The 21,867-nt window shown below is 44.6% G+C and carries 1 protein-coding gene (running past one end of the window); it reads right to left on the bottom strand.

The features are described 5' to 3' along the window. Positions 1-21,867, bottom strand: the 5' portion of a protein-coding gene (locus tag QUB61_RS07425) for an SDR family NAD(P)-dependent oxidoreductase (RefSeq protein ID WP_333125620.1). It extends 9,312 nt beyond the left edge of the window; only the first 21,867 of its 31,179 coding nucleotides appear in the window; its start codon is at positions 21,865-21,867; its stop codon lies off the left edge, out of view.

The following is a 21,867-nucleotide window of genomic DNA, read 5'->3' as shown; positions in this document are numbered from 1 at the left end:
ATAGAGATAGTTAGAAATTTCGGTTGATACATCAATAATTTCATCAATAATCAAACCATGTTCCGATAACAGGTCAATCCACTGCTGCTGAGTGGGGATGCTAATTTCCACACTGGGGTCGATAATACTGCCTCGCAGATTAGCGATATAATCCATTAGCAAAATTTTTCCGTTATCACTGAGAGCGTCTGCCATTTTCTGAAACAAGGTCTCTTTGTCACGAATATGAAAGGTGACTTCGACACCCAGAATAATGTCATAGTTATCAGGGAACTGATCTTTTGAACTATCTTTGTGATAAATTCGCGCACGGGAACCTAAATTCATATTCTCAATACGTCGGTTGCCCAGAATTGCTTGAGATTCGGTAATGGTAAAACCGTGAGTTTGTATATGAGGATAAAGTGCGGCAACCTGAATAACATCTGTACCGTGACCGCAACCAATATCAAGAAATGTGTGAATACGATCAAAATGCTCGCGGTAAAACAGAACCTGACGCAGTTCGCGCTGTCTTTCCTTAATCATTTCCAGTTCTTCTGGATACTTGTGTGCATTCATGGCAACACGAGTCATAGAGAAGCCAGGTATTCTTTGGGGGAAAGCACCAAAAGTCAAATACTCTTCCTGAAATTCTTCGTCACAATCTTGTGACATTCGGGTGTAAAATTCAACGGCCTTATTTTCATCCAGGCTTTGATTTATGTTCTGGGCGACATCACTTTTTTCTAGGCTGCATTCGTCCTCTGGATGTTCATTGTCATGGCGAATAAGCCAGCAAGTTCTTTTCGCAAAAGGATAAGTCGGCAAGCCACTGAGTCTGCCTAGAGTCTTTCCTTCATGCCATTCATCCCACGCGATAGTATTACCTTGCACCCATAGTACAGCTAACTCGCGGGCATTATTGGCATCACCTGCTTTTACTAGTGCTGCCACCGCTTCTGGGTTTTTGATTTTCTCCCGTGTCACATCACCGTAAAAACCTAGCTCACTCAGCTCACGGTTTTTAAGCCAGCGCGTCAGATGCTGCTCAATTTCCACGGCCTGTTTAACTACAAAGGCAAGGCGACACGCCATGCTTTCCCGTCCTACCTGAAGGGTGTAAGCTATCGACGGTAAATCGAGGCTTTGATGATTTTTAAGGTAGATCAGCCAGTCCTGAACATATTGTTCTAGGCACTCTTCATTTTTAGCTGATAAAACAAAAAGCACGGGTTCCTGCTGATCGTTAACAGGCTCTGGATTACCCAGGTATTCTTCGACAATAATGTGAGCATTCACCCCACCAGCACCAATGTTCATCACCCCGGCTCTTCGCGGTACTTCTATACCATCTACGCGAACGGGTTTCCATTCGCTGAGGTCTTGCTGTAACTCAAAGGGCAGGCGTTCAAAATCAATGGTGGGACTGAGTTCTCGCGATCGCAAGGTTGGCACTAGGGTTTTATGGTTCAACGATAAAATCACTTTCGTCAGTTGCGACATTCCCGATGCCGATTCGCTATGGCCGATATTGGGTTTGACTGAGCCAATGCGATATGCTCCCTCAACATTGGTGCGATCGCTAAAAACCTCGGTCAATGCCCTTGCTTCTATGGCATCGCCCATGTCGGAACCTTGTGCAGCTGCTTCAATATAGCTGATGCTTCGCGCATCAATACCACTATCTTGCAATGCCTGACGAATCACATCTGCTTTCGGTCCAGGGTTGGGGGTTTTATAGCCATTTGTCTTCCCATCGTGATTGACTGCGGTACCACGAATCAGGGCATAAATGCGATCGCGATCTTTAAGCGCCCGGTCGTAAGATTTGAGGATGACGACCCCAACCCCTTCTCCGGGAACAAAGCCATCGCCATCGGTTTCAAACGCGGCACAGGTTGAACCGCTGGAAACAAATTGTCCTAAAGAAAGTTCAAAATAGGACGATGGGTGTAGATATAAGTTGACGCCCCCAACCACAGCCATATCCCCCTTGCCAGTGCGAATATATTCACAAGCCTCATGTATGGCGACTAATGAAGAGGAACACATTGTATCGACAGAGAAACTCGGTCCTTGGAGATTGAGGAAATAAGAAACCCGGTTCACCAGAGAAGCAAATGATGTGGCTGGACACTCTATTTGACGAGCCGCATTTTGATCGCCCTGACGGAGTTCTGTGCGATATAAATTAAAACCTTGTTTTGTTATACCAGCAAAAACGCCGGTTCTTTGGCGTAAATCAGCAGGCAGGTTGGAGGGTGAATATCCCGCATCTTCCAGGGCTTTCCAACTTTCTTGCAGAAATATGCGTTCTTGCGGATCGATATTTTGTGCCTCACGCGGTGTCATATTAAAAAACATGGGGTCAAAGTGATCGAAGTCCTCTAAAAACCCACCCCATTTGCTATAACTCTTGCCTAATTTAACAGCCTCGCTGGGATTGGCATGATAATGGCGCTGCCAATCCCAACGCTGACTGGGAATTTCGCTGATACATTGTTCGCCGTTTTTCAGATTCTGCCAAAAATCTGCTATGGTTTTGGCTTTTGGATAACGGCCACTCAATCCGATAATGGCGATCGCTTGTTTTCCGGCAAAATTCGATATCTGCGCGGAGTTTTCGTTTGCAAGCTGGCTTTTTACAGGCTCAGTTTTTACAGATTCGACTTTTACATCAGGAGTAGCAAGGGAGATATTCAACTCAGTCCATTTCAGACAACCATTACTATAGGTGACGGCTAAGTGTTGCGCTAAATCTGCTAAGGTCTGGAATTCATAAAACAGCGTTTTAGAGACAGAACCTAGCCCCTCGACTAACCTTTGATTCAACTGGGCGATCATGATCGAGTCGATACCATAACTTTCCAGGGGTTCTTCCGCGTCAACCCTGTCCAGAGGTAACTTATTTATGTCAGCAAATAAAGCTTTTAATTTGTAGAGGGTTTTTTGTTGCAGTTGCTCCGAACCCAACGCAGACTTAACATCGCCTGTTATAGATGGAACTGTTTTTTCCGCCAAATTCAAAAAGGATGGTTTTAGTTTGGCCAAATCGCCCCACAATACCATTACCCGATCCTGATTGCTGGCAAAGGCTTGATACAAGGCACGAATGCCGAATTCCGTGGGCATAGCAATTAGGCCGATACTTTGCGCCATCATTTTAGCGATCGCTTCATCGACCTGCATACCGCCCTCCTGCCATAGAGGCCAGTTGATCGAAAGAGTCCGTCCCTGACGTTGATGGGAATGCAATAGTTGATTTCGGTATTGTGCATAGGAATCCATAAAGGCATTGGCGCAGGCATAATCCGCCTGTCCGACATTACCAATACCACCCGCTAGTGACGAACAGAAAAAGAAAAAGTCCAATGGCTGGTCTTTAGTGGCCCGATCGAGATTCACCAAGCCCATGACTTTGGGCGCAAGCACTTTGTCTAATTCTTGCGGCGTTTTTTTAATAATGAAGTTGTCATGAATCACACCGGCAGCGTGAATAATGCCATCGAGATGTCCGAAATCTCGGTTAATATCCTCGATTAATTTCGCCACGCCCTGCGGATCGCAAACGTTCACCTGCCGGTATTCAAAATGTGTACGACTTTGCGAGTAGAACTGCTGTAGGGTTTGCAGCATCTGTCGCTTCGTCTCATCAATGGTTGAACGTCCAACAAGAATAATCGTTCCATCGCAAATCTGTTGGGCAATTTCCTGACTGAAAATTAGTCCTACGCCACCCAGCCCTCCGGTGATCAGGTACTTCCCTTTTTCCTTCCAGGGAATACTTACTCGATCGTTATCAATCTGTATTTCTTTCCATCTGGCAATCCGACGTTTTCCGTTATGATAATCAATATTTTGGTCTAAGGGTGTCTGAGCATTCGTTTTCAGTTTGGCAACAATATTTTTCGCATTGTCATTAGTTCCTACGCTAATAAGCTGGCCAACCAGGTTGGGATTTTCCAGGTGAGCCGTCATCAGTAAACCAGCAAGACCAGCAAAAATCTGATGTTCCGGCAAGTCACGAATTACTAACTGAAGTAAGATTTTTGTCTCTTGTTTGTCTTTGAGAATCTGTTGAATTTCTGTAAATAGCTGGGACGCATAGGAATGGAAACGTTCAGCGATGTTTTTCGATGATGATTGAAGAACGAGACAATCGACTGTCTCCATCCTGCCAGTAATACTTTCCTGTGTTATTCCGTCGGGTTCACAGAGAATCACCAAATGCCTGTTGTACTGCGTGATTGAGCCTGAATTTTCTATGCTTTGCTCTATCCAAGATGGTTTTAGAAAAAGCGTTCCAAAGGTTACAGGGCTTGTTTCTGGAGCAGTGGTTTTCTGGGTAATGCTTTGCTCTTCCGGCTTCCAATAATATTCCTCTGCAAAAGGATAGGTTGGGGCGTGTATTTTATGTGGTGTGAGTTTGCGATCACTATACAATACTGACCAGTCGATGATCTGTCCCTCTACCCAAGCGGCGGCGACTTTTTCAAGTTTTCCTTGTTCTATCCATTGGGCAATAATTTGCTGAGATTCACCATTATGATTCTTACTGTGTCCGACTCGTCCATACCAACTCAAATCCTTGAGAGTCTTGTCTTTCGCAAAAGCGTTTAATTGTGCAATTAAATCCGAAATATTTCTTGCTAGGAAAATGCAGCGTTCTCGCATCGCTTCCCGTCCCAGCTGGAGGGTAAATGCTAAATCAGAGAGGCTAATTTCTTCATCTGTCATTTTACTTAAAAGTCTATTCTCCAAAAACACCGCTAATTTTTCAGCATAGGCTTGAAGGCATTCGGGTGTTTTGGCAGACAGCGGAATCAGTACTGAATCGGCTTCCACTTTCACCTGACCTACCGACTGATGCTCCCGAACTACAAGGTGAACGTTAGTACCACTATGACCAAAAGAATTCAGTGCAGCAGTTAACAAACCGTCCTTGTTCGTCCATTCAGCATTTTGAGTATTGATATAAAACGCAGAATTTTCCAATTCGATAGCCGGATTGAGTTCTTCAAAATGTAGCAGTTTCGGCAGCTGACGATGGCGGATGGACAATAAAACTTTGATTAAACCAATAACGCCGGAGGCTGCGCCGGTATGTCCAATATGGGATTTTGCACTGCCAAGCGCACAAAATTGCGTCTTATCAGTAAACTGTTTAAAGGCTCGTTTCAACGCATTAGCCTCAACCGTATCTCCCAATCTTGTGCCGGTTCCGTGGGCTTCAAAATAACTGATGGTTTCTGGGTTTATTTGATACTGTCGGTAAACAGACGTTATCAGTTCTTCCTGAGACAGACCACTGGGAGCCGTCATCCCATTACTAGCACCGTCTTGATTTGCACCAGAAGCTTGAATGACACCATAAATAGGGTCTTTGTCTCTGATTGCATCGCTAAGTCGTTTTAAGACAACGATACCGACACCTTCGGATAACACTGTACCATCACAGAATCTATCAAAAGTACGACAGCGACCTGTGGAACTCAGCATATCAATTTGTGACAATGTAAGCAGTGCTTTTTCTTGCAAAGCAGCGAAAACTCCTCCCGCCAGTGCCATCGAGGACTCTCCACTCCGTAAACTTTCACAAGCTAAATGAATAGCCAGAGCAGAAGACGAACAACCAGTATTGACCACCAAAGCGGGTCCTTTCAGGTTAAGGTAATAGGATAAGCGGGAGGCAACAATGGCATCAGAAGAACCAGTAAAGGTTTCATGGGTATAGTTGCTAGGTTCGGCACCAATAAATACGCTGACACGAGAGTTTTCCAGGTCTTTGGGATTGTAGCCTGTATCTTCTAGTGCTTTCCAACTCTCGCTCAGAATTAGACGCTGATGAGGGTTCATCGACTCAGCTTCTCTGGGAGTGATGTTAAAAAATAGCGGGTCAAAATAACCTCGCTGCTCTAAAATGCCGCCCCATTTACAATCGGTTTTTCCTGCTTGTTTGTGTGGACTAAACAAATCCGGGTTGAGATAATTCGCGGGTAACTCAGCAACGCCATCATGCCCCTGAATCAAATTTTGCCAAAATGTATCAATATCTTGTGCTTTGGGGAATTGCCCTGACATACCAATAACGGCAATTTCTTTGCAGATTTCTGCTTTATACTCGTTGGATGTTATTTTAAATACAGGAGTTTCTAGTTTTGTTTCTGTAGATGTACTTATGTTATTCGTGCTGTTGTCGCGATCGAGCGATCGCACGCTATTTTTTGCCAGTTGGTTTTGAATTTCTACTATATAGGTATCCACCAGATAATGGCTGAGACGCTTAACGTTGGTATAATCAAACAAAATCGCCGTATTCATGCTAATTCCCAACGCCTTGGCAATTTGTTCAATAAAACCAACACCAAGAATGGAATCAATCCCATAGTCAGAAAATGACATCTGTGAGTCAATATTAGCTTCCGCCATATCTAAAGTTTCGGACAGATATTTGAGAATTATCTGAGCCACTTGTTCCCGGAGTATTTCGGGAGACACTGGTTTTTCTGGTTTGGTTTCTGTAGATATACTTATGTTATTCGTGCTGTTGTCGCGATCGAGCGATCGCACGCTATTTTTTGCCAGTTGGTTTTGAATTTCTACTATATAGGTATCCACCAGATAATGGCTGAGACGCTTAACGTTGGTATAATCAAACAAAATCGCCGTATTCATACTAATTCCCAACGCCTTGGCAATTTGTTCAATAAAACCAACACCAAGAATGGAATCAATCCCATAGTCAGAAAATGACATCTGTGAGTCAATATTAGCTTCCGCCATATCTAAAGTTTCGGACAGATATTTGAGAATTATCTGAGCCACTTGTTCCCGGAGTATTTCGGGAGACATTTCCTGAACAGGCTCTTTTGACGCTAAAGGCTGCTCTTGAGTTAAAGGCACTTCCTGCACCACAGTTATTGCAGAGTTAGCGGATGATTCCACCTTGTTTGGCAAGTACTCTCTCTCCCGTCTGACAAGACCATCACTTTCTGCAACTATGACTTGCTGTCCCAATTCATACGCAGCTTGGGCTGGCAACAATATCGAGGTAAATCCTTCTTCTTTTAAAATCTTCAGCCAGGATTCCATCTCGATGAGTGGGGAACCGGGAATGCGTAACTCTTCATCTTGGTAAAGCCACCAACCGTCTAACAAACCAAAAGTTAAAGTGCCAATTAGGGATTTTTCCACTACTTCATTTATCAATAACAGTCCATTACGTTTCAGAGCCGTTTTGGCATGGCGGAGTGTTTCCCTGATATTTTTTGTCGCGTGTAATACATTGGTAGCGATGACAATATCATAAGTACCAGGTTCTATTCCTTGAGGTGCTAGTGCCTTTTCAACATTTAGCTGCTTGTAATTTAGATAGGAATAATGTTGTCCATAACTTTTTCTGGCGTGCACTAAAAAAGCTTTGGAAAGGTCAGTATAACAATATTCGGCGATCGCATCTTGAACCTGACGCAATTGTGGCAAAACTAAAGCGGTGGTTCCCCCCGTACCTGCACCTATTTCCAATATCCGAATCCTCGTTTGCGGAGCCGCCTGAATTCGCTGACGAATATAAGCTTCGGCGCTTTTGGCGACAAAGGTATTAAAATAGTCGGATAGCGAATTCCTTTGATACATATTTTCTACTTTTTCCATTGAAGATTTTGGAAAAAGAATATCTGTAGCCTGGATGCTGCCACGCAGAATTTGAGGCAGGTTTCTGAGGCAGCTATCCAATAATTCCAGCGCCGTTTTCTTTCCGGGATTGTCGAGGAATAAGTTTTTGTAGTTTTCCCAGCCCTGCCAGAGTTTCTCCGCCTCGTCTATTTTGATATTGGTAGCGACCTCAACGCGATCGCCTTGACATTGTACATAGCCATACTCTTCCAGCAGCCCTAAGCAGCACTCGCGCCACCAGCGCCCATATTTTTCTATCACCCCGGCTTGTTTTTGCCAATGCGTACTTTCTTTCTGCTCACCGCCGGTTAAAAATATTCCCAGTTGTCGCATTTGTGAAAACAACAGATGTAGCAGCCAGTCGTTAAGTTCATTCCTGAAATCTTTATCCAAAAGACTTGCTATCTCTAGCTGCTCACCTGCATCTTCATCTGCCTGATTCTCATTGAAAAGATAGTGAATAAAAGAATCCGCAGCGGGTTTGTTCAGGGTAATTATTTGCTTGGGATTGCAGCCCATTAAGCCCTCTACCGCTTTTGATGCGCCTAAATAAAGCGTTTGTTTAACAACCCCTGCCCTGAGCAGCGCGATAAATTCATCAAAAAACTGGCAGCCCTGCTTATCAGAAATTAAATCATAGTGACCAGCCAAACGCTTCTCAGTCTCAGTTCCTGCCAGTGATGCCTGCCAATAGCCCCAATTAATAATACCTACAGGGAAGGCTGCACTTTTGTCGATGGAATGCGCGAAGGTATCAGCGCTGGTGATTCCTGCTGCATATCCCGCACTATCACGAGAGGACAAAAAGGAAAATGCCTGCACCGATGAGAAATAACACATAAAATCTAAGGCTTCATTTTTGAAAGCCGTATAAAAATACGGTGCGCCTTTTTTCTTGGTATCTAAAACCTGATTAAAGTCTACCTCAGTGGTCTGGGCTATTGAGTTATCAAACTTAAATACGAGTGCGGAAAAAATAGCACCATTGATACGAGGATAATATTGTTTAATTTTTTCAACCGACTGAACCATTGATAGCTCATCGGTGACATCAGCCTGAATATAAAGTGGGACATTACTTTCGTCTATTGCCTGGAATGCCTGTAGTTTCTCTTGCACAGCAGAAGAGGTCAGCGGACTACGCCCAAGCCAAACTACTTTGGCTTGATATTTTTGTATGAGATAGTGGGTAAGAATCGTGCCAACGGTTCCTGCTCCTCCCATCAAAACATAGACGCCACCAGTTTTTAAACCCACCGCTTGTGGATGCGCCGCTAGCAGGGACTGCCAATCAAGCTTGAAAAAACGCTGCTTGTAGCGCCAGCCTTCTTGCAACTTGGTCACCTCACCTCTATCCGACGCGACTTCGCTTAATATCATGGCTGGTAGGGTGCGCTGTTTTTCTGCGCTGGCTATATCTTCCCGCGATAGGTCAATGTTTCTAACTCGGAAGCGGTGGTCGCCCTGGGCTATCGAATACCCAAGTCCACTAATACCACCATTGTTTGGGCTTGTGACGCTGTTATCTACGCGATAGTTATCCAGAGTCAGGAGGGTGCAATCGATAAAGGCATTGTTCTGTAGACGTTGTTTAAGTGCTTTGACGAGTCGCAACAACTGAATCTCGGTTTCTTGCATACCGCCCTGGGGACTATCAGCACAAATAAAATAAAAGCTATCGATTTTTTGTCCATATGCTTGCAGACAGGTCTGAAAGCCGTTGAAGGCATTTACATCGCAGTACCATTTATCTTCTGATACTTGTTTGGTTTCCCGACCCAATTGAATCTCAATCACCTGGGATTTACACTGCACCTGGAAGAAGTTTGCCAGGGTTTTTTCAAATGGCGATGTAGGTTCAAAGTAAACTAGCAAAACAACTTGATTGGCTTTTATCTCAGTTTTTATTTGTGCCTGCTGCTCCCATTTGAAAAGATAACTAAATTCCTTGATTTTTTTTTGCTCATCGACTGTTGGTTTCGGTGGCTCGGCAACAGGGATTTTTTTAGTTACCTGCTCATCATGAAACTGTGGAGAGAAATCCAGCCAAAAATGCTGTCTGGAAAACGGATAACCAGGAAGATTAATCCGATGTGGAGGTATATCTCCATACAGAGTAGACCAGGGGATATCATAGCCCTGACAATAAAAATCAGCTAAACCAAAGAGGTTTTCACGGTACAAGTTATCATTGTCGGCAGAGAGGCAAGTTTTTTGAAGTAATTCGTTAATATAATTGCGAATTACCTTTTGACCACTAAATTCAGTAGGCACTTTACCATGAAAAATATTGGGTTTTTTATCTGAATGATATGACTGTGACCAACTGTAAATAGCATCAGCTATATCCTCTACCACAATCGCCAGACGGTATTGAAAGTGGTGGCGACCTTCAAACAAGGTATAGCTGATATCGGTCAGTGTGACATTATCGACCAGCCCCTTTTGCAAGAACTGAATCATGGCTTTGACTTTTAGTTGCAGCGCATCTTCGGTTTTTGCTGATAAAACCAGTAAGGAATAAGGTGAGACTAAACGCTGTTCTTTTCTGTTGAGTCGATAGTCCTGAACGAGCATATGGGCATTTGTGCCACTCATACCAAAAGCACTTACCGCGCCAATGCGTTTTTTACCCGGTTGATAGGGCCAGGGTTGATTGGCTGTATTCACATAGAGAGGGCTTTTATCCCACAAAACAAAATCGTTTTTATGAGCAAAGTGCAGACTTTGAGGAAGCGTTTCATAACGAAGCGCCTGCACGAGGCTGACAAGACTGACAAGACCCGAAGCAGAAAAAGTATGACCAAAATTGGTTTTGCTGGAAGTTATAGCGCAGGGGTGGTTGCTGCCCTTAAATACTTCGTTAAGTGCGTTTAGCTCGACTGGATCGCCTAATTTAGTACCAGTACCGTGAGTGACAATATAATCAATATGCTGCGGACTAACCCTGGCTCGTTGATAAACATCCTTAATTAACTCAGTCTGCGAAACGCCGCTAGGTGCAGTGATGCCATTGGTTTTGCCATCATAGTTAACGCCGCTAGCCAATATCAGCGCATGAATAGGATCGCCGTCAATCAGGGCCCGGCTAAGGCGCTTCAGTACCACCACCACTACTGCTTCACCAGGCACTAAACCATTAGCACGTTGGTCAAAGGCATAACAGTGGCCATCGTTGGACAACATACCTGCTTGCGCCATACTGATATAGCCGTAGGGTGTGAGCATCAGATTCACACCTGCCACAATTGCTGTATCACATTCGCCCTGTCGTAAACTCAGGCAAGCCTGATGAGCCGCCACAAGGGAGGAGGAACAGGCGGTATTAATTGTCATTGTTGGCCCTTTCAGATTTAAGAAATAGGCCAAGCGGGCGGCGAGAATACCTGAGTGATTAGAGGTGATGTTACCCTCTTTGACACGTAGATAATAATCCCCTTCTTCAGCGCCAACAAAAGTGCCGATTTTTTGGTTATTAATATGATGCATCCCGTATCCAGCATTTTCCAGAGCATTCCAGGACTCTTGTAACAAGTGTCGTTGACGGGGATCTATGTTTGGCGCTTCTCGCGGGGAAACCTGGAAAAACAATGGGTCGAATTCTGCAACGCCAGGAATAGAGGCGCACCATTTTCCGTTGGTTTTGTTGGCGTCCTGACTTGGGTTTCCATAATACCTGCGCCAGTCAAAATAATTTTGCGGAATTTCTGCTACCGCACATTTACCCTCTGCCAAGATACTCCACATTTGTTCAATATCGTAGGCGTTGGCAAATCTCCCACTCATGCCAATAATGGCAATAGGCTCGTTGTCTATCGGGGCCTCCGTTTTTTCTGGTTGGAATTCTTCAGGTATGCTAGGGATAAAAGCATTTTCTTCTTTAGGAACCTCGGCTGAATGCACTTCTATTTTCGTCTGTTCCTTATAAAAGGCTTGGATAAAGTCGCTATGTTCGCTTAAAAAATACTGCGTGAGATGCTCCAGAGTCGAATATCCAAAAAACAAGGCGGGTGTAATTTCAAGTTGATAATGCTCGCTGAGCCGCGTGGCAAAGCTCAGTAAACTAATTGAATCAAAACCAAAATCAGCTAAGTTGCTTTCTCGCTCAAGCTGCTCCCAGGGAACTTTCAGTTGTTGGACGATAATATTTTTTAAATCCCATAATATCGACTCTTCCAGACTCAAGCCTCTTAGCTCTGGCCGCTTGGATACTTGATTTACGGGTGTTGGATTTACAGGTGATGGATTTAACGGAGCTCGATCCAGCCCTAAAAAGCCATTAATCCGGCTTGGCTGACCGACCAATACCAAATGCTGTGTTTTATTTTGGCTGAGGATTGTATCCAAAACCGCCAGAGCTTCCTCAGTTTCCAAAACCCGCTGACCACTGGAGCGCAAATACATCTTGGTATTTTCGTCTTTACTAAAGCCCATGCCGCCTTCCTGCCAAAGTGGCCAATTGATCGCCACCGCCTTACCTTGGCGCATACCCTGTTGTTGCAATTGATTGCGATAGGTGGCATAGGCCATTTGAAAACGATTACCAATGGCGTAGTTGCAGGCACCAAAGTCTCCCAATATAGCCGCAGAAGAGGAAAAATAGCAGACAAAATCAAGCGGTTCATCACGACACAAATCTTCCAGCATCAATGTTCCGGCAATTTTAGGACTAAGCACCTCTTGAAAGCCGTCAATATTTGTGTCTAGGATAGTTGCACTGGCAGCAATTCCAGCGATATGAAAAATACCGTGTATGTTGCCAAAGCGGTTTTTAGCCTGGGCAATGCCATTTCTCATGGCTATTGAATCGCATACATCCGCTTGAAGATAGTTAATCTTTGCTCCCAGTTTTTCCAGTTGCGTTATTTTGCTCTGTATCTTTTCATCCAGAGAGGATCGACCTGTAAGAATTAAATTAACGGCTGTGCCTACTACAGATGGTGTAGGTTGGTTAAAATATGCTGCCAAGTGTTGTGCAACCAAAAAACCCAAGCCCCCACAGCCACCGGTAATCAGGTAAGTGCCTCCAGGTTTTATTGTCGATGCTATACCACTCTCCTGTTGTGTCAGCACGGTTTTTTGAATCTGACAAACGTAGCGTCGGTGCTTTTGTATCAGCACAGTCTGCGCTTTAGGTGTTTTAAGTGCAGAGTGAATGTTTTGACTCCATTCTGTCATGGAGATAGTTTGACTTGGTGCTGGATTTTCCTGATAGAGTCCAACCACCTGGATTCCAGGCATAATCAGCTTTAAAGAGCGTTCAAAGCCAAGCCAGGATTCAAGATAACAACGCTCTAGGGCAGTGGTAAAAGAAGCCACAAGTAAGAATCGGGAAGGTTTTAATGTGCTGTTGGCTAGAGCTTGTAAAATACGAGCGATCGCATATGAATCGTACAAGCAACGCGAATCCTCCGTCGGCCACAGATAAACTAGCGCATCCACCTTGCCCTGATTCTGGCTAATGTCTGCAAAGACTTGACGATAGCTCTGCGTATCGGCTGGGTCAACTGTATAAGTAGAAGATGAATGTTTTGCGTAAGCATTACCTTGGGCAATGAAAATAACATTGACGATCGGGTCAATGGCTTGCATTGCCTGAAGCATTGCCTGCTGATTTTCTGGCGAGGAAAGGAAATAAATAACACTTTTGTAGCTGACTGAACTAGAAGTGTCGTTTAAAGGCTGCTCCCGCCAGACTTCCTCAAAAGTCATTAGCTCAGTGCTTTGTTCAATTTGATTTGTGGGAGTCTCTGCTTTTATCTTATCTGTGGTTAAATTCTCTGCCTTTGCTTCTACCACTCCATCCAACCAATAACTTTCTCGTGCAAAAGGATAGCTAGGTAGCGAGATGCGGCGGGGGCGGTTTTTAACGTTTTTAGCATAGAGTAAATTCCAATCCCAAGCTGTGCCAGCTACCCATAATGCGGCTAGATTGCGGTAATCCTGTTGCTTTAAAATGGTATCGATAAATGCCTGTCCAGCATTGCCCTCCAAAAGCAAATTGGTTTTATCGCCTGTCGGTTTAACTTTACCCCGGTATAAATCTTTGCTATTGGCTTTGCCGTCAACAAAATCGCTTAAATGTTTTACTATATCCGCCACACTGTTGGCAACAAATGCCAGGCGCTCTGACATTTCCTGTCTGCCAACCTGAAGCGTATAAGCCACATCAATCAGCTGTAAATGGCTCTCTTTTCTATTTAGGTAAGCCCTCAGATTGCGGACTAATTTTTTGAGACACACCTCATTCCTAGCCGACAATACAATTAGCACAGGACCCTCCTGTCCGGCAGGATTTGTTCTGGTTTCGACAAACTCTTCTACTACTATATGTGCATTAGTACCACTGTATCCAAAAGAACTTACAGCCGCACGTCGTATACCGACATGATTACCTGGCCAGTCTTTTGCCTGGGTATTGACATAAAAAGGAGTCTGTTCAAATTGAATGTTTTCGTTTGGTTCCTTATAGTGTAGGGAGGGTACAAGTTTTTGATTTTTTAAACACAGCAAAGTTTTAATTAATCCGCATACACCAGCAGCAGTGGTGGTATGCCCAATATTAGTTTTTACCGAGCCTATGGCACAGTATTGTGTTTTCGTGGTGAATTTTTTATAGGCATCAGCAAGAGCGTTTACTTCTATTGGGTCACCTAGTTGCGTTCCCGTACCATGAGTTTCGATATAACTAATTGTATTGGGATCTATCTGAAATTTGCGGTACACCGACTCAATTAATGCGGTCTGAGAGGGACCATTCGGTGCCATAATCCCATTGGTTTTACCATCTTGGTTAATAGCTGAACCAATAATTAAACCATGTATGGAATCCCCGTCGGCTAATGCTGCGGAGAGAGATTTTAGAACGACAACGCCAACCGCTTCGCCAAGAACAAAGCCATTAGCTCCCCGATCAAATGCTTTGCAGGCACCATCAGGGGATAACATTCCGGCACCTTTCAAACCGATGTGCAAGGCAGAACCAATCAGCGCGGAAGCACCGCCAGCTAGAGCCATGTCACTCTGCCCAGAACGGATTTGTTCGCAGGCAAGATGAATAGCAACCAGAGACGAGGAGCAGGCGGTGTTAATGGGAATGCTGGGCCCTTTTAAGTCTAGAAAATATGAGATTCTGGCGGGTAATATTGCCTCGCTATTGGTCATTGCATAGGGTACATAACCTGCACGTTCACCCTCTTTCACACCATAGCCTGTTGCAGAGCAGCCAACAAAAACAGCGCACGAACTACCCTCCAACGTTCGCGGATTATATCCGGCATCTTCCAAGGCTGACCAAGCCTGCTGTAAGAACAGCCTCTGTTGCGGGTCCATCCACTGCGCCTCTTGGGGAGAAATGGCAAAAAACAGCGGATCGAATTCGGCAATATTATCCATGTATCCGGCTTGCCGATGGGAGATATCTGACTCACTGGCTAAGTCATTGACTGACTCCCTTTGCCAGCGCTCATGGGGAATCTGGGTCACGGAATTTTTACCGGCAACCAGATTGTCCCAGAATGTATGCACATTATCAGCACCTGGTACGCAGGCAGACATTCCTATTACAGCAATCGGTTCCTGGCTTGTTCGTAAAATGGTTGGCGGTATTTGAGGCTGGTTTTGTTGCTTAACCGCAGCTTGTACGTTTTGAGGGGTTGCCACTGGTGTTGGCTTTTCTACCTTTTCTGGTAAGGGCTCCGTTAGGCGATCGCCGAAAGTTTTGACAATATGAGCCGTCATACTGCCAACGGTAGTATAATTAAACAGATCGGGACGTTTAAGACGAATCCCCAAGCGTTTGTTTAATTCGTTAATAATCGAGACAGAAAGAATCGAGTCCACGCCGTACTCAGAAAACGGTACATCCAGTTCTACACGAGTAGATGCTATGTCCAGTGTTTCTGAGAGGGTTTCCACAATCTGCACTGCGACTTTTTTGACTAACTGCTCAGGACTATAGGCGTTCTTGACTTGGGTAACAATGCTATCAGGGGCTGAATTTTTTGGCTCAGTTTGCTTTTTATCCATTTGCCAATTTTCCTCAGTTTTATAGTCCAGCGTCTTGTTACGTAAACTCCAGCCATCACTTTGCCCAACAATAATATGTTGTCCCAACATTTCGCCTTCGCTTTGCTCACCCAGGGACACGACGTTGTTAAAACCTTCTTCTTCGAGCAAACTATGCCACATGGACTCGCTTAATAGGGGGCCGCCAGGCATACGCATGAAGGCATCCTGATACCGCCACCAGCCTTCTAGTAAGCCAAAAGTCAATGTAGCAAAGCTGGTAGGCCTCGTGACTTCGTTTAAGATTAATAGTCCGTGCCGTTTTAATAGGGCTTTAACGTGTTGTACTGTGTTGCGGATAGATTGGGTTGCATGGAGTACATTTGCCGCTAAGATGACATCGCAGGCACTAGGCAAAACCACACTTAGCACTTCATGTTCTTGCTCAATGTCTAAACGTTGAAATATGACGAAGGGGTAATCTTTACCATAGCGACGGCGGCCGTAGTGAACAAAATGCTCGGAGATATCGGTGTAATAATATTCTATATATTGTCCATAGGGTGCCAGGCCTTTGAAAATCTCGCTACTCATGCCGCCGATTCCTGCCCCGACTTCTAAAAGGACAATTTTTTCCGGCATGAAGGTGTCCGGCAGTTTTTGGTACTCAGCTACCCGTGCTTTTACGTAGGCTACTACAGCATCTCTAGCTTTAGTATTCAGCGCATCGGCGGTATTTCCCTGATAAACACCTTCGACCAATTCCATCGATGCTTCTGGAAACATAATATCCGTAGCTGCAACGTATCCCTGAATAATATCCGGGTAAGCTTGCAGGCAGGTTCGCAACAATTTCTCGTGCGATACGAGTTCGGGATAGGGTTTTAACCAGTTCTGATGTTCGTTAGTTTCTTGTGGCAAAGTGTTTTTCACTTCAATGTGCAAACCATTGATGGCAATAAAGCCTGCCTTATCCAGCAAGTTCAGCCATTCTTTGTAGAGTTGATGATAACTGTCTGGAATAGCTAATCTGCTGGCCAGTGCTTGTTGCTGATATTGCTCACCGGGCTGACAAAACACACCCATTGTCTGGAATGCACGCAGAAGTAGATAACAACCAAGACGATCCAACTGTTGCATTGCCTGCTGATGACGCTGCCTTTCTTGCAGCGACATTGATGAAAATTGGGTGGCGGCAATTACGGTATCAATCATCGCAGGTGAAGCACTTTTCTGGCACGCAGACATGATTCCTGAGTCATTTAAGTCCAAACGGCTCAAGGTACTTGGTTGGGCTTTAAAATAAGCGACCTGTGTAGCGTAAGATGTCAGACAACGCTCAACTACCTCCATTCCCTCTTGCGGATTAATAGATAGCACGCCCTGTTTGGTCATTCTTTGACGGTAGTCAGTGGTGGCGACAATGCCCACCTCGCCCCAATAGCCCCAGTTAATAATTTTTACCGGATAGTTTTGTTGCTGATTTTGGTACTGCGCCCAGGCATCTTCAAAGGTACAGGCAGAGGCATAATTACTTTGTCCGGCATGACTCATAAAGGACTGCCCAGCAGAGAAAAACAATAGGAAGTCTAAAGGTTCATTGGCTAGGGCTTGTTGGAGTACCACATTGCCCTGTACTTTGGGAGCAAGTACTTTGTGTAGCGTTTTTTCATCCATATCGGCGATCGCCCGATCTTCCAAAACCAAGGCCGAATGGATAACACCGTCAATATGTCCAAAATGTGCTTTGGCTTGCTGTAGCACTCGCTGCATAGCCTCAAGATCGCAAATATCCGCTTGCTGGTACAACACTTCAGCTCTCTGTGCTGTTAATAGCTGTAGCGCGTCGGGTGCCAAAGCCTCGACGCTGCGCCGTCCAACCCATATCAGCTTCGCTTGAACTTTTTCCAGCAGATACTGGCTGAGTACAAAACCCAAACCTCCAGCGCCACCGATAATCAGATATACACCGTGGGTTTTGAAGGAACTACCCTGAATGCTGGTTAGATTAGCCTGGGTTAAAACATTGTGATAAAAACGCCCTTCCCGCCAGCAGAGGACGCGCCCATTCGTCGGTGGCTTCAGCGCAGTCAGTGCCTTGGCAAAGTTTTTGCTTTGCTCGGATGTCCACAATGTCTGTCGATTAATATCTACGCAGCTTACCTGCCAGAGGTCATATTCTTTCGTTAACGATTGAACAAAACCAACCACATCTGCGCCATAGGGGGCAATACGCTCAGAGGCTTTGCACGCCTGTGTTTGCTGCGTTATAATTTTAATGGTCAGTTCGTTGGAATAGCAATGATAGTCCAACAGCGCCTGAATTAAGCGGAAAAGCGCAATCAAACCCAGCGACTGGTTATCCTCAAGGCGTTCAACGCTTAACTCTAAGTTAAGGACTCGATCCGGTTCGGGCATGATAAAGTAGAGCGTTAGAGCTTGACCTTGCTCAAGTAAAGTTGCCAATGCCAGATGGGTAGATGCAAGGGCGAGTTTAAAGGCATTACGATCGCTAACATTTAATTCAGACGCAGGAGTGTTGCCAACCTCAAAGCTGACGACACGGCTTGCAGGTACTTGCTCATGGCAGTTTTGAATCTCATCTTTCACACCAGACATAGTTGGTGGATAAAAAATCACAACTGTGCCAGATGCTACTGCTGGCTTGGCGCTATCATTTGGACTGGAGGGCGATAGCCTTTGCTCAAGGCGTTGCCATTGCGGTAAATAAAACTGTCCACCCAGCATAGCTTGATTTTCTTGATGCGGCTGGTAGCTACTGCTGACGGTTTCGGGTTTGTGGACAAGAGGCTCGGTGAAGTTAATTTTTACTGGCTCGTTAATCCAGTATGCATCTTTGGCAAAGGGGTAGGTGGGAAGGGATACTCGATTATAAACCTGGTCTGCGTAAATCCGCTGCCAGTTTAAATCAAAACCCTTTAGATAAAGACCAGCCAAGGTGATGAGGTTATCTTTATAGGTGGTTTGATCGATTCCACTTTCGAGCTTCCCTATATTATGAAGGTCTGCCACTGTCAAATCAAAAACTTTTCTGTAAACTACCTGTTCTTGCGGACTCATTCTTTCGGCGTTGCTAACAAGACCGTCTAAAGTCCCCGTCAGGGCATCTTGCAAAGCCTCTAGCGACTCGACGACGAAAGCACAGCGTTTTTTAAAATGGGCGCGGCCTGTATTCAAGGTATAAGCGATCGCTCCTAGAGTTACCTGCTTGTCTTTGTGTGCCAGATACTCACTCAAATCGCTGATTTTATGTTTTAGTGCTTCCTCAGTTTTAGCCGATAAACAGATTAAATAAAATGGTTTATTGCCATCGCTAATCATCTGCACAGGCGCTTCCTGAATAACGAGGTGGGCATTAGTTCCGCTGTGTCCAAAAGAGTTTATAGCCGCCATTAACGGCTCACCCATCTCTGCTTCCCAGTCCTGCAATTGCTCAACAATATACAGACCCGTGTCGTAAAAATCAATCAGAGGGTTAAGTTGATGAAAATGCACCAGACCAGGCAACTGGCGATGCTTCATGCATAACAAAATCTTGATCGAACCTATTGCACCCGCAGCCGCAGCCGTATGTCCTATATTCGATTTAACCGCACCTACTCCACAATGGAAGCCTGATTTTGGGTTGATTGACGAAAATACTTTCTTCAACGCATTCGCCTCAACCGGGTCGCCCAATTTAGTCCCAGTACCGTGGGCTTCGATATAGCTAATTTTGCTGGCATCAATATTATATTTCTGATAAATTCGCTCGATCAGTTTTTCTTGTGCCAGCCCATTAGGTGCAGTAATGCCATTGCTTCTGCCGTCCTGATTAATGCCACTACCTTTGATGACACCATAAATTAAATCACCATCATCCAGCGCATCCTCTAATTTTTTCAACACCAACACGCTGACACCTTCCCCTAGAACCGTACCATTGGCATCTGCATCAAAGGCGCGACATTTTCCAGAGGATGATAACATTTCAATGGATGACAGACAGACCAATAACTCGCTATTTAAATTGGTGAAAACCCCTCCAGCCAGAGCAATATCATTCTCGCCATGACGAAGGCTTTCACAGGCCAGATGAATAGCCACCAAGGAAGAGGAACAGCCGGAATTAATCACCAAAGCCGGTCCCTGCAAATTGAGAAAATAGGAGATTCTAGAAGCAACAAGCGCTTCGGAGGAGCCGGTGAAACCCTGTTGGCTATAGCCGTTTGGTTCGCAACCCACATAGACGCCGCATTGTAATCGTGAAAGCCCTTCGTTTACAATACCAGCATCTTCCAATGCTCGATAGGCTTCCTGCATAAATACCCGCTGAGAAGGATTCATCTCAGCGGCTTCTTTGGGAGAGATTTCAAAAAACAAAGGGTCAAAAAAGGACTGTTCCTCTAAGATACCGCCCCACTTGCAATAACATTTTCCTGCTTCTGGCTGGGGAGTATAGATTTGAGAATCTAGACGGCTTTCAGGCAGAACACCCACACTATCGATGCCTGCTTGCAGATTTTGCCAAAATTGCTGAGTGTTGTTTGCACCGGGAAATTGACCGGACATACCAATAATCGCTATGTCACAAAGATCCTTATTCCTCTTATGATTGCCCTTCCTGTCAGACAACGCTGGTAAGGCGTTATCAGAATTATTGCTGCGTCCAATATCCGGGGTATTGTTTTTTGCTTTTTTTGTTACTTTTATTTCACTGTTATTTTCCTGAATCTGAGCCGTTTGCACTACAACAGACGGTAGTAGTGCAGGCAGTTCATTCCTATATATATCAACAATAAATTCAGTAAGACGTTCTACTGTGGTATAATTAAATAACTCTGAGGGGCTTAAATTAATTCCCAGAGCCTCATTAATTTTATCGACAAAAGCAAGCATAAGAATTGAATCCACACCATAATCTGAAAACGTGGTGTGGGTATTAAGCCGACTTGGTTCAATCTTAATGCACACGCTCAATTGCTTAATCAGACTGGCTTCAACTGAGGCGGCGACTTCTATTGATGAGAGCGGTGCTTTTACCTTTTGCCTGACAGGATGGATTGGGGTAGCTACCTTGTGCGTAATCAGGGGCGCATGTCTGGTTTGACCATCGCTTTGGGCTATGATAATTTGCTGTCCCAGCGCCTCAGCTTTTTCATCCAATAGAATCACTTGGTGAAAATGCTCTTTTTCCAGCATTAACTGCCAATTTTTTGCTGACAGAGCAGGCGAGCCTGGCAAACGAATAATTTCGTCATCATACAACCACCAGCCATCCAACAAGCCGAAGGTCACCGTCAGAAAAGACGAAACTTGCGTCAACTCATTTAATACCAGGTGTCCATTGCACTTCAGTAATGTTTTAACATTTTGCAGGGTAATACTAATATTACGTGTAGCGTGCAAAACATTAGCAGCCACCACAATATCGATACTAGCGGGATCAAATCCTTGTTCAGACACAGCTTGTTCGATATTCAACAATTGCGTCTCTATAAATGAATATTGCTCACAGAAAGATTCCTCAGCATAAATCAAGAAGCGTTTTGATACATCTGTATAAATATAGCGTAACTTATCCGCATAAATATTGAGTGCTTTAAACAAGAATTCACTAGTGCCACCAGTACCTGCGCCTATTTCCAAAATGTGTATTTTTTCCCCCTGACTCAGGCTTGGCAACGCCTGTTCTACGGCAGCTTTCACAACGTCAGCTACCCGTAGATTAAAATATTCAGCAGAGGGATGCTCCTTATAAATTGCTTCTACCGATTCCGTCGAGGAATGTGCAAATAGAACTTCTGTAGCTTGTTTACGACCAGTCAAAATTTTTGGCAGTTCCTTGAGACAGGGTACAAGGATATCCAATTGTGGCTTTAGCAGGGGATAAGCTTCATACAATCGGTCTGCTTCCAAATCTATATTAAGGGAGTCAATTTGTCTCTCAAGGACATCATATTTTTCTTTTAACAGAATTTGTGAGCCGCAATCTTCTATTTTCTCTGCTCGAATAAGAATTTGAATAATCTCACCCCATAAACGACGATACTTATCCAAAATACCGAACTGCTTTCTCAGCTCTTCAATATCGCACAAATCCCTCATGGACTCCAACACACCAAGCGTTTCGAGGGTTTTTAAAATCCCCTGGGTAATTAATATGTCTGTCAATTTACGAGGGTGAGTTGATGATGCTTTCAC

It is taken from the genome of Microcoleus sp. C2D2, assembly GCF_036702495.1.
Taxonomy (GTDB): domain Bacteria; phylum Cyanobacteriota; class Cyanobacteriia; order Cyanobacteriales; family Microcoleaceae; genus Microcoleus.
This window is presented reverse-complemented; position numbering and strand designations above follow the sequence as displayed.